Genomic DNA, 24,493 nt, shown 5'->3' with positions numbered 1-24,493 from the left:
GAACGGCCCCGGGCGTGCCCGGGGCCGTTCGTGACGTGACTCAGAGGCGGTGCGCGCCCGGCGCCGCGGTGGCGACGAACGTGGCCGGCGGCGTGAACGCGCGGGCTGCGTAGGCCTTCTCCACCGCGGACCGGACCTCGTCCGCCGCGGACGTCTCGACCAGCGCGAGCACGCACCCGCCGAAGCCGCCGCCGGTCATCCGGGCGCCGAACGCGCCGGCCTCCAGCGCCGCGGAGACCGCCAGGTCCACCTGCTCGACCGTGATCTCGAAGTCGTCGCGCATGGACGCGTGCGACGCGGTCATCAGCGGGCCGATGCCGCGCACGTCACCGGCGCGCAGCAGCTCGACCGTGCGCAGCACCCGGTCGTTCTCCGTGACGATGTGCCGGGTCCGGCGGCGCAGCACGTCGTCGTCCAGCCGGGCCAGCGCGTCGTCCAGCCCGTCCAGGGAGACGTCGCGCAGCGCGGGCACGCCGAGCGCGGCCGCGGCCGCCTCGCAGCTGGCCCGGCGTGCCGCGTACTCCCCGTCGACCAGCTGGTGCGGCGCGTTGCTGTTGATCACCAAGATGGCCAGGCCGGCCGAGGCCAGATCGAACGGGATGTGCTCGACCGCCAGCGACCGGCAGTCCAGGAACAGCGCGTGGCCCTCGCGGCAGCGGATCGACGCGGACTGGTCCAGGATGCCGCTGGGCATGCCGACGTACTTGTTCTCGCCCAGCTGCGCGATCGCGGGGCGCTCCTCGACCGGCACGTCCAGGCGGCCCAGGTCGACCAGCGCGCCCAGCACCGCGGACTCCAGCGACGCCGAGGACGACAGACCGGCGCCGAGCGGCACGTCCGAGGTGATCGCCAGGCGGGCACCGGGCGCGTCGTAACCGCGCTCGCGCAGCGCCCAGACCACCGAGGCCACGTAGGCGCCCCAGCCGGGGACACCGCCGGGCGTGAGATCGTCCTCGGTGAACCGGACGGTCTCGCCGTTGAGCGCGGACCACGCCTCCCACGAATGTTCCGGGAGGCGGGCGGCGGCCACCTCGGTCCGCTGCGGGATCGCGAACGGCAGCACGAAGCCGTCGTTGTAGTCGGTGTGCTCACCGATCAGGTTCACCCGGCCCGGCGCGACCCAGGTCCCCTCGGCCGTACCGGAGAAAACCGACTCGAAGCGCTGAGCCGATGATTCGTTCGCAAGCTCACTCATGCGGCCACGTGCTCCCGGTAGAAGGTCCAAGCGTCACCGATCATCGCCTGCAGCGTCGGCTTGGCCGGGACCCACCCCAGCTCGGCGCGCGCCTTCGCGGACGACGCGACCAGGATCGCCGGGTCGCCGTCGCGGCGCGGCGCGACCTCGACCGGCAGTTCGGCGCCGGTGACCTCGCGGACCGCCTCCGCCACCTCACGGTTGGAGAAGCCCTGGCCGTTGCCGAGGTTGTAGAACCGGTGCTCGCCCGGCGTCGACGTCTCCAGCGCCAGCAGGTGCGCGCGGGCCAGGTCCTCGACGTGGATGTAGTCACGCACGCAGGTGCCGTCCGGCGTCGGGTAGTCGTCGCCGAACAGCGTCAGCTTGTCCCGCTTGCCGGCCGCGACCTGCAGCGCGATCGGGATCAGGTGCGTCTCCGGGTCGTGCCGCTCGCCGATCGCCCGGTCCTCGCGGATGTAGGCGCCGGCCACGTTGAAGTAGCGCAGCGACGTGACGCCGAGCTGGTGCGCGAACGCCTCCGAGGTCAGCGCCATGTCGAACGCCAGCTTGGTCGCACCGTACGTGCTGGTCGGCAGCGTCACCGCGGTCTCCGTGATCGGGATCTCGGTCGGGTTGCCGTAGCAGGCCGCGGTCGAGGAGAACACGAACCGGGGCACACCGGCCGCACGGACCGCGTCCAGCAGGGCGAGCGAGTGCACCACGTTCTGCTGCCAGTACAGCTCCGGCTTGGTCATCGACTCACCGGCCGCGATCAGCCCGGCGAAGTGCAGCACACCGTCGAACCCGGCGCCGGGCGTGAGCACGGTGGCCGCGTCCTTGATGTCGGCCTCGACGAACGTCGCGTCCGGCGCGACCGACTCCGCGTGCCCGGTGATCAGGCTGTCGAGGACGGTCACCTCGTGCCCGGCGTCCAGCAGCAGCCGGCTGACCACACTGCCGATGTATCCGGCACCGCCGGTGACGAGCAATTTCACGTCCGTGGCCTCCTAAGTCGGTGTATGCACCGATCATAGTTCCACCAGAATCGCTCAAGAGTCAACACATTCAAACATCGGACGGTACGAGAAAGGGGCCACCCGATCCGGGCAGCCCCTTCGCCGTCCTGAGGTCAGCTCGCCTCGCGGATGATGCCGGCGCCGACCGTACGGTTCGTGGTCTCGTCGATCAGGATGAAACCACCGGTGGTGCGGTTGCGGCGGTACTCGTCCGCGAGCAGCGGCACCGTGGTGCGCAGCCGGACCCGGCCGATCTCGTTCAGCCTCAGCTCGGTCGCGCCCTCGTTGCGGTGCAGCGTGTTCACGTCGATCTGGTATTGCAGCCCGCGCACCACGGCCCGCGCGGTCCGGGTGGTGTGCTTGATCGCGTACTTCCCGCCCACGGTCAGCGGACGCGTCTCGTCCATCCAGCAGATCATGGCCTCGATGTCCTGGGCCGGGCTCGGCCGGTTGTGCGGCCGGCAGATCATGTCGCCGCGCGAGATGTCGATCTCGTCCTCCAGCCGCACCGTCACCGACATCGGCGGGAACGCCTGCGCGACCGGCCCGTCCGCGGTGTCGATCGAGGCGATCTTCGACGTCATGCCGGACGGCAGCACCATCACGTCGTCGCCCGGCTTGAGCACGCCGGACGCGACCTGACCGGCGTAGCCGCGGTAGTCGGTGACCGTGGTGGACTGCGGGCGGATCACGTACTGCACCGGGAAGCGCACGTCGACCAGGTTGCGGTCGGACGCGATGTGCACCCGCTCCAGGTGGTGCAGCAGCGACGGCCCGTCGTACCACGGCGTCTTCTCGGACCGCGTGACGATGTTGTCGCCGTGCAGCGCGGAGATCGGGATGACCGAGAGATCCGGCGCGTCCAGCTTCGCCGCGAACGAGGTGAACTCGTCCGCGATCCGCTCGTAGACCTGCTGGTCCCAGTCGACCAGGTCCATCTTGTTCACGCACAGCACCAGGTGCGGCACGCGCAGCAGCGAGCAGAGGAACGCGTGCCGCCGGGACTGCTCGACCAGGCCCTTGCGCGCGTCCACCAGGATCAGCGCCAGGTCCGCCGTGGACGCGCCCGTCACCATGTTCCGGGTGTACTGGATGTGCCCCGGCGTGTCCGCGATGATGAACTTGCGACGCGGCGTGGAGAAGTAGCGGTACGCGACGTCGATCGTGATGCCCTGCTCCCGCTCGGCCCGCAGGCCGTCGGTGAGCAGCGCCAGGTTGGTGTACTCGTCGCCGCGCGCCGCGGAGACCGCCTCGACGGCCTCCAGCTGGTCGGTGAAGAGCGACTTGGTGTCGTAGAGCAGCCGGCCGATCAGCGTGGACTTGCCGTCGTCCACCGAACCGGCGGTGGCGAAGCGCAACAGATCCACGGTGCGGGAGTCGTCCGCCACCGGAGCAGGTGCAGTCATGGTCTAGAAGTAGCCTTCCCGCTTGCGGTCTTCCATCGACGCCTCGCTCACCCGGTCGTCGCCACGGGTCGCACCGCGCTCGGTCAGCCGGGTGGCCGCCACCTCGGCGATCACCTTCTGCACCGTGTCCGCGTCCGACTCCACGGCCGCGGTCAGCGACGCGTCGCCGACGGTCCGGTACCGCACCCGCTTGGTGACGATCTCCTCGCCGTCCCGGGCCTTCAGGTACTCGTTGACCGCGTAGAGCATGCCGTCCCGGACCACCACGTCGCGGTCGTGCGCGTAGTAGATGGACGGCAGCTCGATCCGCTCGCGCTCGATGTACCGCCAGATGTCCAGCTCGGTCCAGTTGGACAGCGGGAACACCCGGATCGACTCGCCGGGCTGGTGCCGGCCGTTGTAGAGCGACCACAGCTCGGGGCGCTGGTTCTTCGGGTCCCACTGGCCGAAGTCGTCGCGGAACGAGAAGACCCGCTCCTTGGCCCGCGCCTTCTCCTCGTCCCGCCGGGCGCCGCCGAACAGCGCGTCGAACCGGTACTTCTCCTGCGCGGCCAGCAGCACCGGCGTCTGGATCCGGTTGCGGGTGCCGTCGGCCGGCTCGCGGACCGTGCCGGACTCGATCGCCTCGGGCACGGACGCGACCACCAGGTTCAGCCCGAGCTGCGCGACGCGGCGGTCCCGGTACTGGAGCACCTCGGGGAAGTTGTGGCCGGTGTCCACGTGCATCACCGGGAACGGGATGCGCGCGGGCGCGAACGCCTTCTCCGCGAGGCGCAGCATCACGATCGAGTCCTTGCCCCCGGAGAAGAGCAGCGCCGGGCGCTCGAACTCGGCGACCACCTCGCGCATCACGAAGATGCTCTCCGCTTCGAGGGCGTCGAGATGCGACACCCGGTACGTCGGCTGAGTCATTCCCGACCTTTCCGGTTGGTCAAGTGCTGAAGCTTCCATCACGGTACCTGGAGATGCCCGCGGAGTGCAGAGAGCAACCGAGGAGCGAGATCCTTGCGGCAGACGACCAGATCGGGAAGGCGGGGATTCGCGCCGTTATATTCCAGCGCAGAACCATCGACCCGGCTAGCGTGCAGCCCCGTGGCCGTGGCCACAGCCACCGGCGCGGCCGAGTCCCACTCGTACTGGCCGCCCGCGTGCACGTACGCGTCCACCTCGCCGCTGATCACCGCCGCGATCTTCGCGCCGGCCGACCCCATCGGGACCAGCTCCGCGCCGATCTCCTCGGCCAGCCCGCTGAGGAACGCCGGTGGCCGGGACCGGCTCGCGGCCAGCCGCAGCTTCCCGCCGGTGGCGGACGCGACCGGCATCGGCGGGTACGCCGGCGGGTGATCCGTGGCGATCACCCGGTGCTGGGCCGGCAGCGCCACCGCGCCCGCGGCCAGCCGGTTCGGATGCGCGCAGCCCGCGCCCCAGAGCGCCACGTGCACGGCCCAGTCCGCGCGCCCCTCCTCGGAGAACTCACGCGTGCCGTCCAGCGGGTCGATGATCCACACCCGCTTCGCGTCCAGCCGCGTGCCCTCGCCGGCCAGCACACCGCGCGCGTCCTGCTGCTCCTCGGAGAGCACCGCGTCGGCCGGCCGGTGCCGGGCCAGCTCCGACATCAGGAAGTCGTGGGCACGTTTGTCCCCGGCCGCCTTCAGCGCGGCCGGGTCGTCGTGGCCGACCTCGGCTCGCACCTCCATCAGCAGCTGACCGGCGCGGCCGGCCAGCCACCGGGCGAACGCACCGTCGATGACCGGCGGGCTCTCGCCGCCCTGACTCTCACCCATGCCCTCAGTCCCATCGCCTCGATGCCCCTCGCGGGCGCCGTTCAGTAGGCGCCGGAGGAGCGGGCCACCACGGCCACCGTACGCAGCAGGATCGTCAGATCCAGCGACAGTGACCAATTCTCCACGTAACTCAGGTCCAGTCGCACGGCCTCGTCCCAGGTGAGGTCCGAGCGGCCGGATACCTGCCACAGTCCGGTCATCCCCGGCTTGACCACCAGCCGGCGGCGGGCGTCGTCCGGGTACGCGGCGACCTCGGCCGGCAACGGCGGCCGTGGTCCCACCAGCGACATCTCCCCGCGCAGCACGTTCAGCAGCTGCGGGAGCTCGTCCAGGGAGAGCCGGCGCAGCCAGCGGCCGGCCGGCGTGACCCGGGGATCGTCACGGATCTTGAAGAGCACGCCGTCGTGCTCGTTGAGGTGGCGCAGCTCGGCGAGCCGAGCCTCCGCGTCCGGGTACATGCTGCGGAACTTGTACATGACGAACTCGCGCCCGTCCCGTCCCACCCGGACCTGCCGGAAGAGTACCGGCCCGGGCGAACCGAGGCGTACCGCGGCGGCCAGCGCCAGCAGCAGCGGCGCGCTCAGCAGCAGCAGCACGGCCGCACCGGCCCGGTCGACGATCTCCTTCACCACCCGGGTCGCACCGTCCAGCCGCGGGTGGTCCACGTGCAGCATCGGCAGGCCGTCCACCGGCCGGACCGTGGTCCGCGAGCCGGCCACGTCGATCAGCGCGCTGGCCACGATCAGGTCGGCCTCGTTGCGCTCCAGCCGCCAGGCCAGCCGGCGCAGCGCCTGCCCGTCCAGCTCCGGGCAGCTGAGCACGATCACGGTGTCCGCGGACGCGGCGTCCACCGCCTCTGCCACGTCGTCGAACGTGCCGTAGACCGGCAGCCCGACCGCGCCGTCGTGCCGCGGCGGCAAGCACGCGCCGACCACCTCGTACCCGTGGTAGCGCTCGCGCCGCAGCTGACGGCTCATGTGAATGACGGCGAGCTCGTGGCCGACCAGGATCACCCGGCGCAGGCACTGCCCGCGGGTGCGCGCCGTGTGCAGGCGTTTGCGCAGCAGGAAGCGGACCGAGACGGTGGCCGCGGTGGCGACCGGCAGCGCCATCAGCACGTACGAGCGGGCCAGCGGCAGTTCCAGCGCGTACGAGACGATCGCGGCCGCGGCGGTCAGCCCGAGCCCGGCCCGGATCACCCGCTGATATTCGTCGATGCCGACGTAGAGGAAGCGGCGCTCGTAGCAGCGGCCGAGCGCCAGCACCGCGATCAGCGCGACCGGCAGCAGCACGGAGAGCAGCGCGTAGACCCAGTTGCGGGCGGTGACCACCTGGCCGAAGCGCAGCCCGAACGCGAGCGCGCCGGCCAGCACGCCGACGATCAGGTCCGCGCCGAGCAGCCGCCGTACGTAGCGGCCCTCCCAGCCGTACCGCCGGGACACGGCCGCGTGCCGGCCGGGCGTGCGCCGCAGCGGCCGCCGCGGTCGTTCCGGCACCGCCTGCGGCGCGTCGGAGACCGGGCTGACCGGCGCTACCGTGCGGTCGAACTCGGCCTGGATCCGCTCCATCGACACGGTCGCGGCCGGGTCGTCCCAGTCCGGCCAGTCCAGTTGAGGTCTCGCGGGCTGCCGGGGCGGCGCGGCCGGCACCGGGGCCGGGACGTCCGGGGGATGGACCTCCTCGACCAAAATGCCGTCCGGGGTCACCCGGTAGAGCACCGGCCAGGTGGCGTCCGCGTCGCGCACCCGCCCCTGCTCCACCGTGCCTCACCCCCGCAGCCTGCATGACGGGCCGGCGCTACCGGCCCGCCCAGGTGACCAACTCCTGATCACCCGGCGGCGTCACGGCTACTTACGGGGGATAAAACCGGACAAAACGCTGAGTTAGCGACCGTGGTAGTAGTTCTGCGCGGGCTCCAGGCCCTTCTCCACGATCATCTCGGTGAAGTCGGCCGCGCGGTCGATCAGGAACTCCAGCTCCTTGCGCTCCGCGCCGGCGAAGTCGGAGAGCACGTAGTCGGCCGGGTCCTGCCGGCCGGGCGGGCGGCCCACGCCGAACCGCACCCGCGCGTATTCCTTGGTGGCCAGCGACTTCGAGATCGAGCGCAGCCCGTTGTGGCCGCCCTCGCCGCCGCCGCGCTTCGCCTTCAACTCGCCGAACGGGATGTCCAGCTCGTCGTGCACCGCGATCACGTGCTCGACCGGAATCTTGTAGAACTGCGCCAGCACGGCCGTCGGCCCGCCGGAGAGGTTCATGTAGGTCAGCGGCTTCGCCAGCACCAGCCGCGGGCCGCCGATGCCCAGGCGCCCCTCGGCCACGTCCGCCACCGCGCGCCGGTGGCGGCCGAACGTGCCGCCCACCCGCTTCGCCAGCAGCTCGGCGACCATGAAACCGACGTTGTGCCGGTTACCCGCGTACTCCTTGCCGGGGTTGCCGAGGCCCACGATCAGCCACGGGGCGTCGTCGATGGCGATCTGGTCCGTCATGACTCCCTCTCAGGCGGAAGCGCCCGCCCCCGCGGAACACGGGAGCGGGCGCCTCACATGGCTCGCGACGAAAGCGAAGGGTCTTACTCGGCGGCGGCCTCGGCCGGCTCGGCCGCAGCCCCGGCCTCGGCGGAGTCGCCCTCCAGGTCGGCGGCGGTCGGCGCGGCCGAGATCAGCGCGATGACCTGCGCCGGGTCCGCGACCAGCTCGGTGCCCTTCGGCAGCGGGATGTCGCCGGCGGTGATCTGCGAGCCGGCCTCGAGGCCGTCGATCGAGACCTCCAGCGACTCCGGCAGGTGCAGCGCCTCGGCGGAGACGGAGAGCGTGTCGCTCTCGTGCACGATCAGCGTGTTCTTCGCGGCCTCACCGGTCAGCGTGACCGGGATGTCGACGGTGACCTTCTCGCCGCGCTTCACGATGAGCAGGTCGATGTGGTCGAACGAGTCCTTGATCGGGTCGCGCTGGATCGCCTTGGCCAGCGCCAGGATCGGGCTGCCACCGGCGATGTCGATCGCGAAGACCTGGTTGGCGCCACCGTGCCGGATGGCAGCGGCGAACTCACGGGCGGGGAGCGCGATGTGCTGCGGCTTCTCGCCGTGCCCGTACAGCACGGCGGGGACCTTGCCGGCGCGGCGGGTACGGCGGGCGCCGCCCTTGCCGAACTCGGTGCGAAGCTCGGCGCTGATCTTTACCTCGGACACGGAAGTAACTCCTGATGCTTTCGTCGGGCTCGTGTGCGATGCTCACCCGATCATGACCGGATGAAGTGGCTGCGGTGCCGGGCGAGAGGCGCGCTGGGCACGGGCCCGGGGCTCCGAAAGGGCCCAGAACACCGCGTCGATCACGATGCCTCCATGCGGCCAGTGCTTCGTCAGCATCGGCCCGCAGGGCACCCTCGCCGTGGCAACCTGACCAGTTTACCCACGGCGTTTCGCCACCCCGACGTGACCCCCGCTGCTCCGCGCTCTCCGGCAGCCCGGCGCCGTCCGCACGAACGCCCTGTCGCCGGTCGGGAGCCCGACCGGCGACAGTCCTACCGGAGTCAGTTCACACCATCCGCCACAACCGGCGGAGGGTTTTCACCGGGAAAAACGGACCAAGCCTAGGAAAGGCCACCGAACAGCGTGGTCACCGAGCCGTCGTCGAAGACCTCGCGGATCGCGCGCGCCAGCAGCGGCGCGATGGACAGCACGGTGATCTTGTCGAGCGTCTTCTCCGGCGGCAGCGGCAGCGTGTTCGTGATGACGATCTCGCTGATCGGGCCGTTCTTCAGCCGCTCCGTGGCCGGGTCGGAGAGCAGCGCGTGGGTGGCCGCGACCACGATGTCCGCCGCACCCTGGTCGTGCAGGATGTCCGCGGCCTTCGCGATCGTGCCACCCGTGTCGATCATGTCATCGACGATCAGGCAGACCCGGCCCTCGACGTCGCCGACCACCCGGTTCGCGACCACCTGGTTCGGCTTCAGCGGGTCGCGGGTCTTGTGGATGAACGCCAGCGGGCAGCCGCCCAGCCGGTCCGTCCAGCGCTCCGCCACGCGCACCCGGCCGGAGTCCGGCGCGACCACGGTCATCGGCCGGCCCTTGTACTTCTGCTCGACGTACGACGCCAGCGTGTCCATCGCGAACAGGTGGTCGACCGGACCGTCGAAGAATCCCTGGATCTGCGCGGTGTGCAGGTCCACGGTCAGGATGCGGTTCGCACCCGCGGTCTTCAGCAGGTCGGCCACCAGCCGCGCGGAGATCGGCTCCCGGCCGCGGTGCTTCTTGTCCTGCCGCGCGTACGGATAGAACGGCAGGACCACGGTGATCCGCTTGGCCGAGCCCCGCTTCAGCGCGTCCACCATGATCAGGGTCTCCATGACCCAACGGTTGACACCCTCGGTGACGGACTGGACGACGAACGCGTCCGAGCCGCGCACCGACTCATTGAAGCGGACGAAGATCTCACCATTGGCGAACTCGTACGAGTCAGACGGCGTCGGCGCGACCCCGAGGGTCTTGCCGATCTCCTGCGCCAGTTCCGGGAAACCCCGGCCGCTGAAGAGCATCAGGCTCTTACGGTTCTCCGCGACGATGCTGCCCATCGGCGTAACGCTCCCCGGGTCGAGGGTCTGTGTGTCACCAGCGGACGTCATCGTCGCCAGCAGATGCAGTATCTCCCCGTCAGCTGTCCGATCCATCGGGGTCCGCAACGTCGTTATTAGCCTCACCCTGGCTTGCGCGCGCCCTGCCTGCGGCTTCGGCTGCCGCGGTGCCCGGCCGGCGCCGCTCCACCCAGCCCTCGATGTTGCGCTGACGCGCGCGGGACACGCCGAGCGCGCCCGGCGGCACGTCCTCGGTGATCGTCGATCCGGCCGCGGTGTAAGCACCGTCGCCCACGGTCACCGGCGCCACGAACATGTTGTCCGCGCCGGTCCGCGCGTGCGCGCCGATCACCGAGCGGTACTTGTTGACGCCGTCGTAGTTGACGAAGACCGTGGCCGCGCCGATGTTGCTCTGCTCGCCGATGGTGGCGTCGCCCACGTACGACAGGTGCGGCACCTTGCTGCCCGCGCCGATCTCCGAGTTCTTCGTCTCGACGAACGTGCCGACCTTCGCCTTCTCGTGCAGCCGCGACTTCGGGCGCAGGTACGCGTACGGCCCGACGCTGGCCCGCGCCCCGATCTCCGCCTCGACCGCGTGCGCGCGCAGCACGGTCGCGCCGGCGCCCACGGCGGTGTCGATCAGCGTGGTGTCCGGGCCTACCGTCGCACCGGCGGCGACCCGCGACGTACCACGGATCTGGGTGTTCTGGTCGATCGTCGCGTCCGGCTCGACGGTCGCGGTGACGTCGATCCAGGTGGTGGCCGGGTCCAGGATCGCGACGCCGGACCGCATCAGCGCGGTGTTGACCCGGTCGCGCAGCCGCGCGCGCAGCCCGGCCAGCTCGACCCGGTCGTTGCAGCCGAGCGTCTCCTCCGGGTCAGCGGCCACGTGCACGCCGACCGGCTCACCGGCCGCGGCGAGCAGCCCGAACACGTCCGTCAGGTACTCCTCGCCCTGATCGTTGTCGGTGGAGAGCTTGCCCAGCGTGGTGCGCAGGATCGCGGCGTCGAACGCGTAGATGCCCGCGTTCACCTCCGCGATCAAGCGCTCGGCCGCGGACGCGTCCCGCTCCTCGACGATCCGCTCCAGCCCGCCGTCCGCGGCCCGCACGATACGGCCCAGCCCGGTCGGGTCGGTCACGGACGCGGCCAGCACGGTGGCGGCCGCACCCGCGGTCTCGTGCGCCTCGATCAGCGCGCGCACGGTCTCGCCGCGCAGCAGCGGCACGTCACCGTTGAGCACCACCACGGTCCCGGTCAGCCCGGCGTCCAGCGACTCCAACGCGATCCGGACCGCATGCCCGGTGCCGTTCTGCTGCTCCTGGCGCACGGTCAGCGCGTCCGGCGCGATCCCGGCCAGGTGCTCCGGCACCGCGTCACCGCCGTGACCGACGACGACCAGCGTGCGGTCCGCCCCGGCGGCGCTCGCGGCGGCCAGCACGTGGCCGACCAGCGTGCGGCCGAGCAGCGGGTGCAGGACCTTGGGGAGGCTTGACTTCATCCGCTTGCCCTCACCGGCGGCGAGGACGATGACGGTGCGGGGCCGGGCCTGGCTCACGAGATGCTCCGATTCAGGCGGTAGCGGGGTGCGGCCCCATGCTAGGCCAGAAGGGGCGATCGGGCCGGGGAACCCCCAGTCGCGAATCGGACGGCGGTCTCGATCGTGGGAGAGCTCGGCCGCTAGGACTCGAACCTAGAATGTCGGGACCAAAACCCGAAGTGTTGCCAATTACACCACGGCCGATCGCAGCGCCCCGTCAGCCTAGCGCCTCCCCGCACCGGTACGGAATCGACATTGCCCCGCCCCGCCGGGAACCGCCACGATCGGCGAGCCTGGCAGGATGAGCGGATGGCCGACGACACCGCACCCGTCCCGGAGGCCCGCCGAGCATCCGCCCGCACCACCAAGGGCAGCTCCCGGGTGCGCATGTCCGCCGCCCAGCGCCGCGAGCAACTCATCATGATCGGCCGCCAGCTCTTCGCCGAGCGCGGCTTCGACGCCACCTCGATCGAGGAGGTCGCGGCGCGCGCCAAGGTCTCGAAGCCGGTCGTCTACGAGCACTTCGGCGGCAAGGAGGGCCTCTACGCCGTCGTCGTCGACCGCGAGGTCCGCTCCCTGCTCGACCGGATCACCACCGCACTCACCGCCGGTCACCCCCGCGAGCTGCTCGAACAGGCCGCCCTCGCGCTCCTGGAGTACATCGAGGTGGAGACGAACGGCTTCCGCGTCCTCACCCGCGAATCCCCGCTGCTCTCCGCGTCCGGCAACTTCTCCAGCGTCATGAACGACGTCGCCCACCAGGTCGAACACATTCTCGGCGACGAGTTCGAGTCCCGCGGCTACGACCCCAAGCTCGCCGAGCTCTACTCCCAGGCCCTGGTCGGCATGGTCGCCCTGGTCGGCCGCTGGTGGCTGGAGGTCCGCAAGCCCCGCAAGGAGGTGGTCGCCGCCCACCTGGTCAACCTCTCCTGGAACGGCCTCTCCAACCTCGACGCCAAGCCCACGCTGATCACCCGCCCGGCCAGATAGGCCCAACCCCGGATCTTCCCGCTTCCCGGGTGGTCACCACCCGCACGCTCCAGCGGGCACCGGTCGTCGCCGGCGCTCCTCCCCGCACGTCCCGCCGCCGGTCACCACACCCCCACGACTCCCCGGCGCCCGCTATCCCGGGCCGCCGCCCCGCTACACCCACACCGGACGCCCCGGCCGCATTAGCCTGATCACCCGCCTGAAGCCCGTTTCGCCCGTCTGATCACGTTCACCCCACCCAACCCGCTTTCCCACGCCGCTTTGCTCTGCTTACCTACGCGCCGTGGCAGGATAAATCCGATTTATCCGGGCGCCGCAGCCGACGTCGTTATCGGTGGCGAGCGATCAGCCAGCACGGGTGAACCGTGGACCGCGGGCATACCGCGGGAGCAATGTTGAGCCCGGTAAGCAGAGCAAAGGCGGGTGGGGAGGGACGCGCGATCGCGGGCTGTGGATCTTGCAGGACGACTGCCCAGCGCCTGCGACCGATCGGTGGCGGGCGGGTCGCTGCCGGGCGGGTGCGGCCGCCGCGACGAGGCGGCAGCTACGGCGACGGGGCGGCAGGAACGGCGACGGGGCGACGCTGGTCGCGTCGTCGCCGCGGTGGCCGGTGACGGAGGTCAGCCCTTGGCCGGGGTGGCGGGGCCGGGGCGGAGCGCGCCCTTGGGGCGGGCGGGCTCGGGCGGGCCGGCCTTGTCGTAGAGGCCGGCGGTGAGGATCAGCGTGCCGAGGACCAGCGAGACGATCGCGTTGACCATGGACCAGTTGAGGATGTTGAGGTCGGTGCGCATCACCGCGATGCCGGCCAGGCCGCCGGCCAGCAGCACCCAGCTGCCGTAGTAGTTGATCCAGTGGCTGATGTCGCCGCCGATCACGTAGCCGGCCACCAGGATCGCCCCGAGCAGGATGGAGAGCAGCGAGAACGCCATGTTGGTCTTCAGCCAGAGCGCCCAGATGCTCTCCCGGGAGAAGAACTCCTCGCCGGCGGACGCCATCACGCCCATGATGCCGAACGCCAGGATGAAGACGCCGCACAGGCCGGAGACCGCCCGCCAGAACGGCCGCAGGGGGTGATTGATCGGGATGTGAGCCATGTCGCCCACCTTCCTAGCGCGCTCGTCGGCCATGGAACCGGTGTTCCCACCGTCCGCGGGACCACACCTGCACTCCATCCTTCCCCACCGCACCTGCGCATATGCACGAAACCGCCCAGAGTGCGGGGCACCCTGGGCGGCGGCGGAGCGGGGGAACGTACTAGTGCGTGGTGGCGACGGAACGGTTCGCCGGGGCGCTGCGCGAGTAGAGGCCGGCCGTGATCAGCAGCGTGCCGACCACGAACCACACGATCGTGGTGATGATGCTGTGGTTCAGCACGTTCGCGTCGGTCCGGATGACCGCCAGGAACAGCATGCCGATGACCAGCATCGCCCAGCCGAGGTACGTGTAGGCGAGCGTGTCCGCGTTCCGGCCGATCACGGTGCCGAGCACGACCAGCGCGCCGATCACGATGGAGAGGAGCGAGTTTGCCAGGTTCGTGCCCTGGCCGAGCACCTCGCCGACGCCGATGCCGAGCGGCGACTCGCCGCCGGTCTGGATCGCGCCCAGCACACCGAACACGATCATGTAGAGCCCGCTCAGACCACCGACGATGCGGTAGATCGGCCGCAGCGGGTGGTTGACGGGCATGTGCGACGCCATCGGTCCTCAACCTCCAAGTGGGGCGCACGCCGGTCGCACGCCGCGATCATCCGAACGGAGATTGTGACGTATCCGCTCGGGCCGCGCCTCCGCAGCCCGGCGGGACGCGGCACACCTCACTACCCGTCACCGAGCCGGTCGGCGAGTTCGAGCCAGGCCTCCTCGGCCTCGGCGCGCTCCGCCTGCACCGCCTTGAGCTGTGCGTCCAGCTCCGCGACCTTGCCGTAGTCGGTGGCGTTGGCGGCGAGCTGCTCGTGCAGTTTCGCCTCCTTCTGCTCCAGCTTCGACACCGCGCGCTCGAGCTTGCCGAGCTCCTTCCTGCCCGCCCGCACGTCGGCCGCCGAAAGCGCGTCCGATTTATCGGACTTATCAGCCTTCGTGGTGGCGGTCGGCGTGGTGGGCGTCCCGCCGATCCGGGTCAGGTACTCGTCGATCCCGCCGACCAGGTGGGTGATCTGCCCGTCGCCGAGCAGCCCGTAAACCGTGTCGGTGACCCGCTCGACCAGGTAGCGGTCGTGGCTGGCCACGATCAGCGTGCCCGGCCAGGTGTCCAGCAGGTCCTCCAGCGAGGCCAGCGTGTCCGTGTCCAGGTCGTTCGTCGGCTCGTCGAGCAGCAACAGGTTCGGCTCGGCGGCCAGCAGGCGCAGCAGCTGCAGCCGCCGCCGCTCGCCACCGGAGAGGTCGGAGACCGGCGTCCAGAGGCGCTTGTCGGTGAAGCCGAACACCTCGGCCAGCTGGGACGCGGACAGCTCCCGGTCGCCGAGCTGGACCCGGCGGGCCACCTCCTCCACCGCCTCCAGCAGCCGCAGGTGTCCGGGCAGCTCGTGCAGCTCCTGGGAGAGGAACGCGGCCTTCACGGTCTGGCCGCGGCGGAAGACGCCGGCGTCGGGCTGCGTGATGCCGGCGAGCAGGCGCAGCAGCGTGGTCTTGCCGGCGCCGTTCGCGCCGAGCAGCGCGATCCGGTCGCCCGGGCCGATCCGCCACGTCACGTCGGAGAGGATCTCCTTCGGCCCGGCGTGCAGCGTCACGTCCTCCAGGTCGTAGACCTGCTTGCCGAGCCGCGACGTGGCCAGCCGGGTCAGCGACACCGAGTCGCGGGCCGGCGGCACGTCCGCGATCAGCGCGTTCGCCGCGTCGATCCGGAACTGGGGCTTTGAGGTACGCGCGGGCGGCCCGCGGCGCAGCCAGGCGATCTCCTTGCGCAGCAGGTTCTGCCGGCGTGCCTCGACCGCGGCCGCGACCCGCTCGCGCTCGGCCCGGGCCAGCGTCCAGGCCGCGTAGCCGCCCTCGTACGCACGCACGGTCTGGTCCGCGACCTCCCAGGTGGCGGTGCAGACCTCGTCCAGGAACCAGCGGTCGTGGGTGACCACGACGAGCGCGCCGCGCCGCTTGAGCAGATGCGCGGCCAGCCAGTTGACGCCGGCCACGTCCAGGTGGTTTGTCGGCTCGTCCAGGATCAGCAGGTCGGACTCGCGGATCAGCAGCGCGGCCAGCGCCACCCGGCGGCGCTCGCCACCGGACATCGGGCCGACCGGCGCGTCCAGTCCGAGGTGACCCATGCCGAGCCCGTCCAGCACCGCGCGCACACCGGCGTCGCCGGCCCACTCGTGCTCCGCGCCGAAGCCCTCGTCGAGCCAGGCGGTGCCGAGCACCACGTCCCGCACCGTCGCGTCGCCGTGCAGCGTCAGCGACTGCGGCAGCTGGGCGACGCGCAGGTCACGGCGGTGCGTGACGCGGCCCTCGTCCGGTTCCTCCTGCTTGGTCAGCATGCGCAGCAGCGTGCTCTTGCCGGCCCCGTTGAGGCCGACCACGCCGACCCGGTCGGTGTCCTCCAGGCCGAGCGACACGTTCGTGAGCAGCGCGCCGACGGCGCCGTAGCCCTTCGAGACGCGGTCGAGATTGACCAGGTTCGCCATGACTCCCCAGATGCTTGTTACAGGATGCGGGCACCGGGCACGGGACCGTGCGCGGTGCCGGCGGCACGGCAGAGGCCGGACGCCTCGATCTCCGTGGTGAGCGCTTCCGCGTGCGCGGCGTCGCGGGCGAGGAACAGCACGGTCGGGCCGGAACCGGAGACCAGGCTGGCACAGGCGCCCGCGGCGAGACCGGCCTTCATCAGACCGGCCAGGCCCGGCCGCAGCGAGAGCGCGGCCGCCTGCAGGTCGTTGCCGAGCGCGGCGGCCAGCACCGCCGGGTCCTTCTGCCGGAGCGCGGCCAGCAGCGCGTCCGCGGTGCCGAGCGGCGCGGGACCGTCCGGCTCGGCGCGCAGCCGGTCCAGCTCCCGGTAGACCTCCGGGGTGGACAGGCCACCGTCCGCGACCGCGACCACCCAGTGCCAGGAGTGCGGGCGGACCAGCACCGGGCTGATCGTCTCGCCGTGGCCGGTGCCCAGCGCGGTGCCGCCGTAGATCAGGAACGGCACGTCCGAGCCGAGCGTGGCCGCGACCTCGGCCAGCTGGTCGCGGGAGAGCCCGATGCCCCAGAGCGCGTCGCAGGCGACCAGCGCGGCGGCCGCGTCCGCGCTGCCGCCGGCCAGGCCGGCGGCGAGCGGGATCTGCTTTCTCAGGTGCAGCCGGGCGTGCGCGGGGACGCGGGCGTAGTCGGCCAGCGCCTGCACCGCGCGGATGATCAGGTTGGTGCCGTCCAGCGCGAGCGAGCCGGTGCCCTCGCCCTCCATGGTCAGGCTCAGCGTGTCGCCGCGCCGCGCGGTCAGCTCGTCGTAGAGCGAAATCGCCTGGTACACCGTGTTCAGCTCGTGGAAGCCGTCGTCGCGCAGCGGCCCGACGCCCAGGTGCAGGTTGATCTTCGAGGGGACGCGGACCCGCACCGGCCCGGTCATCGCCGAGCGCGGACGGTCGTCCTCCGGCCTCCAGGCCTCCGTCACCGCGCGGCGCCCCGGCCCGGGACGGCGCTCCTACCGGCCGTGTCGATCATGGCCGCCCACCTCCTCGTCCGCTCAGCTCGGCGCAACTCTACCGGCAAGCCGATCCGGCATGCGGCTCCGTGTCGGCGTGCGGGCGTCGCCGGGGCCCGGCCGGCGCACCGGCGGGGAGCCTCAGGAACCCGCTGCGGCCGCGATCGCGATGAACTGTTCGACGTCCAGCTGCTCGCCCCGGGTGCGCGGGTCGATCCCGGCGGCGAGCAGCGCCTTCTCCGCCAGGTCCGGCCCGCCGGCCCAGCCGGCCAGCGCGGCGCGCAGCGTCTTGCGCCGCTGCGCGAACGCCGCGTCCACCACGGCGAAGACCTTCTCCCGCGGTACGCCGTCGCGTGGCGGCTTCCGGCGGCTGAACGCGACCAGTCCGGAGTCCACGTTCGGCACCGGCCAGAACACGTTCGGCGGCACCTTGCCGGCCGGCCGGGACGGGCCGTACCAGGCGAGCTTCACCGACGGAACGCCGTAGATCTTGGAGCCGGGCGCCGCGACCAGCCGGTCCGCGACTTCCTTCTGCACCATCACCAGGCCGGTGCGCAGGCTGGGCAGCGTGGCCAGCAGGTGCAGCACGACCGGGACCGCCACGTTGTACGGCAGGTTCGCGACCAGCGCGGTCGGCGCCGGCTCGGGCAGCACGGTGACCTTGAGCGCGTCCAGGAGGTGCACGGTGAGCCGGTCCGCCCGGTCCGGCAGCCGCTCCGCGGCCGTGCGCGGCAGGCGGGCGGCGAGCACCGGGTCGATCTCCACGGCGTGCACGTGCCGGACGGCGCCGAGCAGGCCGAGCGTGAGCGAGCCGAGGCCGGGGCCGACCTCCAGCGCCACGTCGTCCGGCGTCAGCTCGGCCGCGGCCACGATGCGCCGTACCGTGTTGGGGTCGTGGACGAAGTTCTGCCCGAGCCGCTTGGTGGGCGCCACGCCGAGGCTGGCCGCCAGCTCGCGGATCTCCGCGGGCCCGAGTAGTCCGTCCATGACGTGCGATCCTAGAGCCTGTATCGAATTGGGGGCCGTAGCTCGGCATCCCACGTCGACACAGGCTCTGGGCCGCCTCGGGAGCGAGGCGGCCCAGGGAGGAGCTAGCGGGCGTGCTTGAGGCCGGTGGTGAAGGCGCGCCACGAACCGGGCGAGAAGGCCAGTACCGGGCCGGCCGGGTCCTTGGAGTCACGGACCGCGACGACCGCACCGAGATTGTCCGCGACCTCGATGCATTGGTTGGCGCCACTTCGGCTGGACTTGCGCCAGAGGGCGCCCGACGAGTCAATCACTGCGATTCAACTCCTTTATCAGGCTTGCGATCATGGCCGCTGAATCACCCTCGCTCAGCGCCGACGCCGCAAGGCTAACCCAAACTTCTTCATAGGCCTCGATCTCTTGGGATTTGTCGAGATAGATCGCCCCTGTGAGTGATTCGCTGTAGACCGTTGGAGGTTCCCTACGCTCATTTCCCTCGGATGGAAATTCCAAAATCGTGAAAGCGCCGGCCACCGACGCGCGATGCAACCCGATCGCGAGCGGCAGGATCCGTATCGATATATGTGGCTGTTCGCCCGCCTTCTGCAGATACGCCAGCTGCCGGGCCATCACGCCGGGCGGGCCCGGGTCGCGGCGCAGCACCGTCTCGCAGACGATCGCCTCCAGCGCCGGCGGCTCCGGGAACGACCGGGCCAGCAGCTCCTGCCGCTCGCGGCGCAGGTCGACCCGGCGGCGGCGCTCCTCGTCACCCATGCCGGGCTGGTCGGCCCGGATCGCCGCGTCCGCGTAGTCCCTGGACTGAAGCAGGCCGGGGACCAGGGACGGCTCGTACATCCGCAGCCGGGACGCGGCCGCCTCCATGCCGACGTACACCTCGAACCAGCGCGGCACCACGTCGCCGTACGAGTGCCACCAGCCCTTGGCCTTCGTCTCCTTGGCCAGCGCGACCAACGCCTGCGTCATCTCCTCGGACGCGCCGTAGCGCTGGCAGAGCACCTTCACGTCGGCGCCCCGGACCGGCACCGCGCCCTTCTCGATCCGCCACAGCTTCTGGATTGAGCACTCCAGCTCCGCGGCGGCGGCCTTCACCGTGACACCGGCCTGCTCACGCAGGCGGCGTAGGTATCGGCCCAGCTGGCGGCGTGGGACCGTCGATCCCGGCTCGGCGTCCACGGGCTTCCTCCGCTCAGGGAATGCTCTGGCTTCCGTCATGGAATGCCTACCGACCGATCAAGGCGAAAGTCAATGGCGCGGGACGATTTCCGGCCACGGAATATTGCACCGGCGGTGCTTTGCCCAAATGATTGGACGGCGCGGCCCGGTTCCCGGGCCCTCGACGTCCACTGCCGCGGCCGGGCGGCACACGACGGGGAGGCGATGCCGCCCCGTTCGAGTCAGTCCGGGAGGTAACACGGTGCCGTACGGGCGAAGATGCCGCCATTCACGCTCCCGGGGTCCGGCGCGGGTCCTATTCTCGGCACGCCGTCACCTGTCTGGGCGGACAAGATGAATGAATTTCAGACCAGGTCCTCCGACGCCGGCCCTCCGGGTGTCCGGCACATTCCGGATTCAGGCTGGCAGTGCGCCCGCTGCCGGTCCGAATGGCCGTGCGAATCGTACAAAAGGACCGCTCTGCGCGACTATCGCCGCGACCGGGTGGGGCTCGCCATGCTGATGGCGACGTACCTGCACCGGTTCGCGCGGGACCGGCCGGCCGCCGAGTGCGCGCGGGCCGGTGCGCGCTTCCTGGGCTGGTGCCGTACCCGGCGTCCGGGGCGGGCGGCGTGGTGAGCCCGCCGGCCCGCCGCCCGGCACCGGCCGAGCCGGTCGTCGGCGAGACGCTGCACCTGCGCGAGCCGGACTACCGGTTCGGCGTGGGCGCGCTGATCGCAACCGTGTCGTTCGTGGTGGACGTGGTGCACTTCGACAACGAGCCGTGGTGGCACATCCGGGCCTGGTGCCGGCGGGCGCCGTCCGACCCGGGCGCGCAGCGCGAGCTGTACGTGCGCGCCCGGTCCGTCCCCCAGGCCCGGTATCCGGCCGCGTTCCGGTGACCGCGCGTCACCAGCCGCCGAACGCGCGCTCGCCGTTCGCGGAGACCGCGGCGCACAACTCGGCCAGGTCACGGCCGGTGGTCTCGGCCAGCGCGCGCATGGTCAGCGGGATCAGGTAGGACGCGTTCGGCCGGCCGCGGAACGGGGCCGGCGTCAGGTACGGCGCGTCCGTCTCCACCAGCAGGTGCTCCGGCGGCGTGATCCGGGCCGCCGCGCGCAGGTGCTCCGCGCTCTTGAACGTCACGGTCCCGGCGAAGCTGAGCAGGTACCCGCGCCGCACGCACTCGGCCGCGAACTCCGCGTCGCCGGAGAAGCAGTGCAGCACCACGGTGTCCGGCGCGCCCTCGGCGTCCAGCACGCGCAGCACGTCCGCGTGCGCGTCCCGGTCGTGGATCATCAGCGCCTTGCCGTACCGCTTGGCGAAGCCGATGTGCGCGCGGAAGCTCTCCTCCTGCGCGGCCCGCCCGTCCTCCCCGGTGCGGAACGTGTCCAGCCCGGTCTCGCCGATCGCCCGCACCCGGTCGTGCGCGGCCAGCGCCTCGATCTCCCGCAGCGCCTCGTCCAGCCGGTCGCCGAGCCGGGGCGCGTCGTTCGGGTGCAGCGCGACCGCGGCCAGCACGGACGGGTGCGTCGCGGCCAGCTCCGCGCTCCACCGCGAGGACGCCACGTCCACGCCGACCTGCACCAGCCGGTCCACGCCGGCCGCGGCGGCGGCGTCCACCAGCCGCTGCACCGGGTCGTCCGTGGCATCGCCGGGCACGCCGGCCTCGTGCACCGTGATGTCCAGGTGCGTGTGGCTGTCGATCACCGGCACCGGCAGTGCGTCCGGCGCGGCCGGGAACTCGCCCATCCGGCGCGGACTGGTCTTCTCACGGGAACTCACGAATGCCAAGGTTATCCAGCGCGCGACGCCACCCCGGTCACCGGCGGGTGCCGAGCGCCTTCGCGACGGCGGTGAGCAGGCTCTCCCGGTTGAACGGCTTCTGGATCAGCGTGCTGTTCTCGTCCAGGTGCCCGCGCGGGTTCAGCACACCGGCCGTGTAGCCGGACATGAACAGCACCCGCAGGTCGGGGTAGTGCGCGCGCATCTCCTTGGCCAGCTCCGACCCGGTCATGCCGGGCATCACCACGTCGGTCAGCAGCAGGTCCGGCCGCGCGCCCGCGTGCAGGTGGGAGACGGCCGAGGCCGGATCGGTGGCGACCGTGACCGTGTAGCCGGCCGGCTGCAGCAGGTAGCGCACCAGCTGCGCCAGCTCCGGCTGGTCCTCGACTACCAGCACGTGCCCCTGGCCGCGCAGGTTCTCCACCGGCAGGACCGGCGGCTCCTCGGTCGCCTCCTTGGCCGGCAGGAAGATCTTCACGGTGGTGCCGATGCCCGGGTCGGAGACGAGCCGGATGTGCCCGCCGCTGTTGTGCACGATGCCGTAGACCGTGGCCAGGCCCAGGCCGGCCGCGCCGCGCGCCTTCTTGGTGGTGAAGAACGGCTCGAACGCGTGCGACCGGGTCTCGGAGTCCATGCCGCTGCCGGTGTCCGAGACCGCCAGCACCACGAACCGGCCGGACGCGGCCTCGTCCTCCAGCCCGCCCGGGTCGATCATGGTGTTGTGCGCCTCGATGGTCAGCCGGCCGCCGCTGCCCATCGCGTCCCGCGCGTTGACCGCCAGGTTCGCCAGCGCCTGCTCCAGCTCGCCGCGGTCGGCCTGCACCACCCACAGGTCATCGTCGATCTTGAAGCGCAGGTCGATGTGCTCGCCCAGCGCACGGGTCAGCAGGTCGCGTGCGCCGTCCAGCAGCTCCGGCACGGAAACCGTGTGCGCGGTAGGGCTGCGCCGGCCGAACGCCAGCAGCTGGTGGGTGAGCGCGGCGCCGCTGGCCGCGGCCCGCATGATCGACTGGGCCATCGCCTCGACGTCCGAGCCGGGTTCCGCGTCCGAGGCCAGCACCTCCGCGGAGCCGGCGATCACGGTCAGCAGGTTGTTGAAGTCGTGCGCGATGCCGCCGGCCAGCTGGCCCAGGCTGTCCACCCGGCGCAGCTGGTCGAGCTGGCGCTGCATGTCCCGCGCGGCGATCCGCTCGGTGATGTCGCTGACCAACGCGAGCGAGCCGATGATCTCGCCGTCCGGGCCGAGCAGCGGCGCGGCGGACATCTGCACCCAGAGCGCGCTGCCGTCGGCGCGGATCAGCCGGCACTCGTACACCTCGGAGCGCCCCTGCTGCCGTTCGGCCAGCCGCTTGGCGAGCCGCTGCTGCCCCTTGTTGTCCAGGAAGCCGCGGACCGACAGCCCGAGCAGCTCCTCCCGGGAGATCCCGAGCATGCGGGCCATCTGCGCGTTCGCGAACGTGGTCACGCCCTCGCGGTCGAACTGCCAGACGCCGTCCAGTGTCGTCTCGACGATGTTCCGGTAGCGGTCCTCGGACGCCCGTAGCGCCTCGACCGACCGGGCGGTGTGCAGCGCGGCCGCGGTGTGCTCCGCGATCGCCCGGGCTGTCTCCACGTCCGGGTCCGTGTACGTGGCGCCCTCCGTGGTCCGGGCCAGCGCCAGGTAGCCGAGGAACGCGCCGTCGCTGATCAGCGGGCAGGCGAGCACGGCCGAGATCCGCGCGCCGGCCAGATTCGTCCAGTGCTGCGGCGGCGCGAGCTTCTGGAACTCCTGCTGGTCCATGGAGCTGAAGACGATGGTGGCGCCGGCCCGCAGCCGGTTCAGGTGCCCCTGGTCGACCCGGTCGCTGAAGCCGCAGAGGAACTCGCCCAGCATCTCCGGGCCGTCGTGCGTGCGGTGGTGTGTGATCATCGGGCCGAACCGCCCGTCCTCCCGGACCAGCCGGATGCCACCGCCGTCCCCGACGATCCGGGCGGCGGCCTCGGTGGCGACCTCGAGCACCGATTCCGCGCGCGTGCAAGCGGCCGTCAGCGCGGACGTGAGGTCGGTCAACGCATCGTGTCTGATTCGCGCCGCGGTCTCCATGAAAACACTATCCGCTGGTCAGAGCCGCTCCGGAGGCGGAATGAGGAACCTTGCTCGCGTCACCTTACGTTCACTGGCCGTCTACCATGCGAAAGTAGGTTGCGGCAGGTGAGCGTGTTTCCCGAGGCTCGTAACGTGAACGACGCGCCGACGGGCCTGCGCGTCACCGTCAAGGGCACCCTCCACCCGGCCGAGCAGATCGCCCGTGGTGCCGCGTTCGAGCTGTTCAGCACGGTGGAGGAGGACGGCTTCCGCCGGGTGTCGCGCGCCGGTGCGCCGGCGCCGTTCCACCGGTTCGTGCACGCCTCCGAGGTGGAGGGCGTCAGCGTCGGCGGTCACGCGCAGCCGGGGCTCGGTGTGCTCGGCGACGGCACGCCGGAGGACCCGCTGGACGCGCCGCTGATGGTGCCACTGTCCCGCGGCATCCGCTGGACGGATGTACACAAGGCAGCACAGAACCCGGCGTACCGGGACGATCCGATGCTGGCCGGCATCCGGCGCACCGCGTCGATCCGGCGCGGCACCCGCATGATCAAGGCGCTGTCCGCCGGCCAGATCGCCGGTTACCTGCGCGGCTGGCTGCCCTACGGCTTCTGCTACCGGGAGTACGACGTCGCCCACCTGCGCACGCCGGCCGACCTGATGCTGCTGCGCACGGACGGCGAGGCCGGCCGCGGCGTGCCGGAGGTGGTCTACGCGCTGCGCTGGCGGGCAAGTTCGCCGGACGACTACGAGATCCCGGCCGGTGCCGAGCAGAGCGGGCTGCGCGAGGTGCCGCCGCACGACCGGGTCGGCGCGCCGGTCCTCGGCACCGGGTTCACGCCCAGCGAGCGGCACCTGATCCCGGAGTTCGTCACGCGGGACATGGCCGACCTGCCGATGCCGGCGAACGCGGCGCTGATCGCGTACACCTCGGACGGCACCGAGGTGGTGCTCTACACCTATCAGCCGGAGCAGCGCGGCTGGCTGCGGATGGTCGGGCCGCAGTGGCGGCACCTGGTCACCGGCATCCCGGAGATCCCGCCGGACCAGGAGTACCTGCCGGTCGGCGACGCCGTGCGGTCCACGATCCTGGTCGGTACGTACGGCGAGCGCGAGTACGAGGCGGTCGCGGACCTGCCCGGCGGCTTCCGGGTGCTGGCCATGACGCGCGCCGCGCGGTACCCGGTGGAGAACGTCAGCCGGCGTGCCGCGTTCGGCCGCTGGCGCGGCGTGCTCTGCCAGGTGCTGCACACCGACTCCGGGTGGACCCGGCTGCGGCTGGCCCGGCCGGACGCGGACGCGATCGCCCGGCTCGGCGCGCAGTGCTACGAGCGCGGCGTCTACGAGGTGTGGGCGCCGGCGGGCGAGCTGTCCGACCACGAGACCGTGACCGTGCCCTACCCGCCGGCGTGA

23 protein-coding genes and 1 tRNA gene are annotated in these 24,493 nt (G+C 71.6%); 4 read left to right on the top strand and 20 right to left on the bottom strand.

Going from position 1 to position 24,493, the window contains the following annotated elements; genetic code table 11:
• Positions 1-40: 40 nt before the first annotated feature.
• The 11 genes from galK to J2S42_RS25360 all read right to left on the bottom strand — a co-directional run bounded on the left by galK (position 41) and on the right by J2S42_RS25360 (position 11,693).
• On the bottom strand, positions 41-1,195 hold the full coding sequence (galK, locus tag J2S42_RS25410; protein ID WP_307242960.1) for a galactokinase: 1,155 nt from the start codon (positions 1,193-1,195) through the stop codon (positions 41-43).
• On the bottom strand, positions 1,192-2,169 hold the full coding sequence (galE, locus tag J2S42_RS25405) for a UDP-glucose 4-epimerase GalE (protein WP_307242958.1): 978 nt from the start codon (positions 2,167-2,169) through the stop codon (positions 1,192-1,194). Before galE ends, galK begins: the two co-directional genes overlap by 4 nt.
• A gap of 134 nt (positions 2,170-2,303) precedes the next feature.
• Positions 2,304-3,596, bottom strand: coding sequence for a sulfate adenylyltransferase subunit CysN (gene cysN / locus J2S42_RS25400; protein WP_307242956.1), 1,293 nt, complete (start codon positions 3,594-3,596; stop codon positions 2,304-2,306).
• A 3-nt stretch (positions 3,597-3,599) separates the two neighbouring features.
• A complete protein-coding gene (gene cysD, locus J2S42_RS25395) occupies positions 3,600-4,508 on the bottom strand; it encodes a sulfate adenylyltransferase subunit CysD (protein WP_307242954.1) in 909 nt (302 codons plus the stop codon).
• 38 nt (positions 4,509-4,546) lie between these two features.
• Positions 4,547-5,380, bottom strand: coding sequence for a 3'(2'),5'-bisphosphate nucleotidase CysQ (locus tag J2S42_RS25390; protein WP_307242953.1), 834 nt, complete (start codon positions 5,378-5,380; stop codon positions 4,547-4,549).
• A gap of 41 nt (positions 5,381-5,421) precedes the next feature.
• Positions 5,422-6,948: a sugar transferase gene (locus J2S42_RS25385; protein ID WP_370879431.1), complete on the bottom strand. Its 1,527-nt coding sequence runs from the start codon at positions 6,946-6,948 to the stop codon at positions 5,422-5,424.
• A gap of 315 nt (positions 6,949-7,263) precedes the next feature.
• Positions 7,264-7,866: an aminoacyl-tRNA hydrolase gene (gene pth / locus J2S42_RS25380; protein WP_370879249.1), complete on the bottom strand. Its 603-nt coding sequence runs from the start codon at positions 7,864-7,866 to the stop codon at positions 7,264-7,266.
• A gap of 83 nt (positions 7,867-7,949) precedes the next feature.
• Positions 7,950-8,567: a 50S ribosomal protein L25/general stress protein Ctc gene (locus J2S42_RS25375; RefSeq protein ID WP_307242950.1), complete on the bottom strand. Its 618-nt coding sequence runs from the start codon at positions 8,565-8,567 to the stop codon at positions 7,950-7,952.
• A 401-nt stretch (positions 8,568-8,968) separates the two neighbouring features.
• On the bottom strand, positions 8,969-9,949 hold the full coding sequence (locus J2S42_RS25370; protein WP_307242949.1) for a ribose-phosphate diphosphokinase: 981 nt from the start codon (positions 9,947-9,949) through the stop codon (positions 8,969-8,971).
• A 79-nt stretch (positions 9,950-10,028) separates the two neighbouring features.
• Positions 10,029-11,507 (bottom strand): bifunctional UDP-N-acetylglucosamine diphosphorylase/glucosamine-1-phosphate N-acetyltransferase GlmU, encoded by a 1,479-nt coding sequence (gene glmU, locus J2S42_RS25365; RefSeq protein WP_307242947.1) that lies wholly within the window; start codon positions 11,505-11,507, stop codon positions 10,029-10,031.
• A 114-nt stretch (positions 11,508-11,621) separates the two neighbouring features.
• Positions 11,622-11,693 (bottom strand) — tRNA-Gln (locus J2S42_RS25360).
• A 105-nt stretch (positions 11,694-11,798) separates the two neighbouring features.
• On the opposite strand from J2S42_RS25360, the gene J2S42_RS25355 reads away from it, so the two are divergent.
• Positions 11,799-12,479, top strand: a complete 681-nt coding sequence (locus J2S42_RS25355; RefSeq protein WP_370879248.1) for a TetR family transcriptional regulator — start codon at positions 11,799-11,801, stop codon at positions 12,477-12,479.
• Between the two features lie 620 nt (positions 12,480-13,099).
• On the opposite strand, the gene J2S42_RS25350 is transcribed toward J2S42_RS25355, so the two are convergent.
• The 7 genes from J2S42_RS25350 to J2S42_RS25320 form a co-directional block, all read right to left on the bottom strand.
• Positions 13,100-13,573 (bottom strand): DUF4383 domain-containing protein, encoded by a 474-nt coding sequence (locus tag J2S42_RS25350; RefSeq protein ID WP_307242946.1) that lies wholly within the window; start codon positions 13,571-13,573, stop codon positions 13,100-13,102.
• Positions 13,574-13,733: 160 nt separating this feature from the next.
• Positions 13,734-14,177 carry a DUF4383 domain-containing protein gene (locus J2S42_RS25345; protein ID WP_307242944.1) on the bottom strand — a complete coding sequence of 148 codons (444 nt, stop codon included), beginning with the start codon at positions 14,175-14,177 and terminating at the stop codon, positions 13,734-13,736.
• Between the two features lie 119 nt (positions 14,178-14,296).
• A complete protein-coding gene (locus tag J2S42_RS25340; RefSeq protein WP_307242942.1) occupies positions 14,297-16,093 on the bottom strand; it encodes an ABC-F family ATP-binding cassette domain-containing protein in 1,797 nt (598 codons plus the stop codon).
• 17 nt (positions 16,094-16,110) lie between these two features.
• The gene (locus J2S42_RS25335; RefSeq protein WP_307242940.1) at positions 16,111-17,061 is read right to left on the bottom strand and encodes a 4-(cytidine 5'-diphospho)-2-C-methyl-D-erythritol kinase; all 951 of its coding nucleotides are present in this window, start codon (positions 17,059-17,061) and stop codon (positions 16,111-16,113) included.
• A gap of 171 nt (positions 17,062-17,232) precedes the next feature.
• On the bottom strand, positions 17,233-18,078 hold the full coding sequence (rsmA, locus tag J2S42_RS25330) for a 16S rRNA (adenine(1518)-N(6)/adenine(1519)-N(6))-dimethyltransferase RsmA (protein WP_307242938.1): 846 nt from the start codon (positions 18,076-18,078) through the stop codon (positions 17,233-17,235).
• 104 nt (positions 18,079-18,182) lie between these two features.
• Complete coding sequence (locus J2S42_RS25325) at positions 18,183-18,368, bottom strand: DUF397 domain-containing protein (protein ID WP_307249013.1); 186 nt, start codon at positions 18,366-18,368, stop codon at positions 18,183-18,185.
• Positions 18,364-19,251, bottom strand: a complete 888-nt coding sequence (locus tag J2S42_RS25320) for a helix-turn-helix domain-containing protein (RefSeq protein WP_307242937.1) — start codon at positions 19,249-19,251, stop codon at positions 18,364-18,366. Before J2S42_RS25320 ends, J2S42_RS25325 begins: the two co-directional genes overlap by 5 nt.
• Positions 19,252-19,746: 495 nt before the next feature.
• Here J2S42_RS25320 and J2S42_RS25315 point away from each other — a divergent pair, with 495 nt between their 5' ends.
• Positions 19,747-19,869, top strand: coding sequence for a hypothetical protein (locus J2S42_RS25315; protein ID WP_306835280.1), 123 nt, complete (start codon positions 19,747-19,749; stop codon positions 19,867-19,869).
• Positions 19,863-20,132: a hypothetical protein gene (locus J2S42_RS25310; RefSeq protein ID WP_307242936.1), complete on the top strand. Its 270-nt coding sequence runs from the start codon at positions 19,863-19,865 to the stop codon at positions 20,130-20,132. Before J2S42_RS25315 ends, J2S42_RS25310 begins: the two co-directional genes overlap by 7 nt.
• 7 nt (positions 20,133-20,139) lie before the next feature.
• Here J2S42_RS25310 and J2S42_RS25305 read toward each other — a convergent pair whose 3' ends face one another.
• Together J2S42_RS25305 and J2S42_RS25300 are read right to left on the bottom strand one after the other, a co-directional pair.
• The gene (locus J2S42_RS25305) at positions 20,140-20,982 is read right to left on the bottom strand and encodes a TatD family hydrolase (protein ID WP_307249011.1); all 843 of its coding nucleotides are present in this window, start codon (positions 20,980-20,982) and stop codon (positions 20,140-20,142) included.
• Positions 20,983-21,052: 70 nt separating this feature from the next.
• Positions 21,053-23,065, bottom strand: a complete 2,013-nt coding sequence (locus J2S42_RS25300; RefSeq protein ID WP_307242934.1) for a PAS domain S-box protein — start codon at positions 23,063-23,065, stop codon at positions 21,053-21,055.
• Positions 23,066-23,206: 141 nt separating this feature from the next.
• Between J2S42_RS25300 and J2S42_RS25295 the strand changes: the two genes are divergently transcribed.
• Positions 23,207-24,493 (top strand): hypothetical protein, encoded by a 1,287-nt coding sequence (locus tag J2S42_RS25295; protein WP_307242932.1) that lies wholly within the window; start codon positions 23,207-23,209, stop codon positions 24,491-24,493.

Source organism: Catenuloplanes indicus (assembly GCF_030813715.1).
GTDB lineage: Bacteria > Actinomycetota > Actinomycetes > Mycobacteriales > Micromonosporaceae > Catenuloplanes > Catenuloplanes indicus.
The sequence above is the reverse complement of the archived record's forward strand: the minus strand, read 5'-3'. Positions and strand labels throughout refer to the sequence as shown.

Coding starts and splice junctions, on each gene's coding strand:
- J2S42_RS25350 (WP_307242946.1), bottom strand. CDS start 13,573: ATGGCTCACATCCCGATCAATCACCCCCTGCGGCCGTTCTGGCGGGCG.
- J2S42_RS25355 (WP_370879248.1), top strand. CDS start 11,799: ATGGCCGACGACACCGCACCCGTCCCGGAGGCCCGCCGAGCATCCGCC.
- rsmA (WP_307242938.1), bottom strand. CDS start 18,078: ATGGACGGACTACTCGGGCCCGCGGAGATCCGCGAGCTGGCGGCCAGC.
- pth (WP_370879249.1), bottom strand. CDS start 7,866: ATGACGGACCAGATCGCCATCGACGACGCCCCGTGGCTGATCGTGGGC.
- cysD (WP_307242954.1), bottom strand. CDS start 4,508: ATGACTCAGCCGACGTACCGGGTGTCGCATCTCGACGCCCTCGAAGCG.
- J2S42_RS25390 (WP_307242953.1), bottom strand. CDS start 5,380: ATGGGTGAGAGTCAGGGCGGCGAGAGCCCGCCGGTCATCGACGGTGCG.
- J2S42_RS25305 (WP_307249011.1), bottom strand. CDS start 20,982: ATGGGCGAGTTCCCGGCCGCGCCGGACGCACTGCCGGTGCCGGTGATC.
- J2S42_RS25385 (WP_370879431.1), bottom strand. CDS start 6,948: ATGGAGCGGATCCAGGCCGAGTTCGACCGCACGGTAGCGCCGGTCAGC.
- galK (WP_307242960.1), bottom strand. CDS start 1,195: ATGAGTGAGCTTGCGAACGAATCATCGGCTCAGCGCTTCGAGTCGGTT.
- J2S42_RS25370 (WP_307242949.1), bottom strand. CDS start 9,949: ATGGGCAGCATCGTCGCGGAGAACCGTAAGAGCCTGATGCTCTTCAGC.
- cysN (WP_307242956.1), bottom strand. CDS start 3,596: ATGACTGCACCTGCTCCGGTGGCGGACGACTCCCGCACCGTGGATCTG.
- J2S42_RS25315 (WP_306835280.1), top strand. CDS start 19,747: ATGCTGATGGCGACGTACCTGCACCGGTTCGCGCGGGACCGGCCGGCC.
- J2S42_RS25340 (WP_307242942.1), bottom strand. CDS start 16,093: ATGGCGAACCTGGTCAATCTCGACCGCGTCTCGAAGGGCTACGGCGCC.
- J2S42_RS25345 (WP_307242944.1), bottom strand. CDS start 14,177: ATGGCGTCGCACATGCCCGTCAACCACCCGCTGCGGCCGATCTACCGC.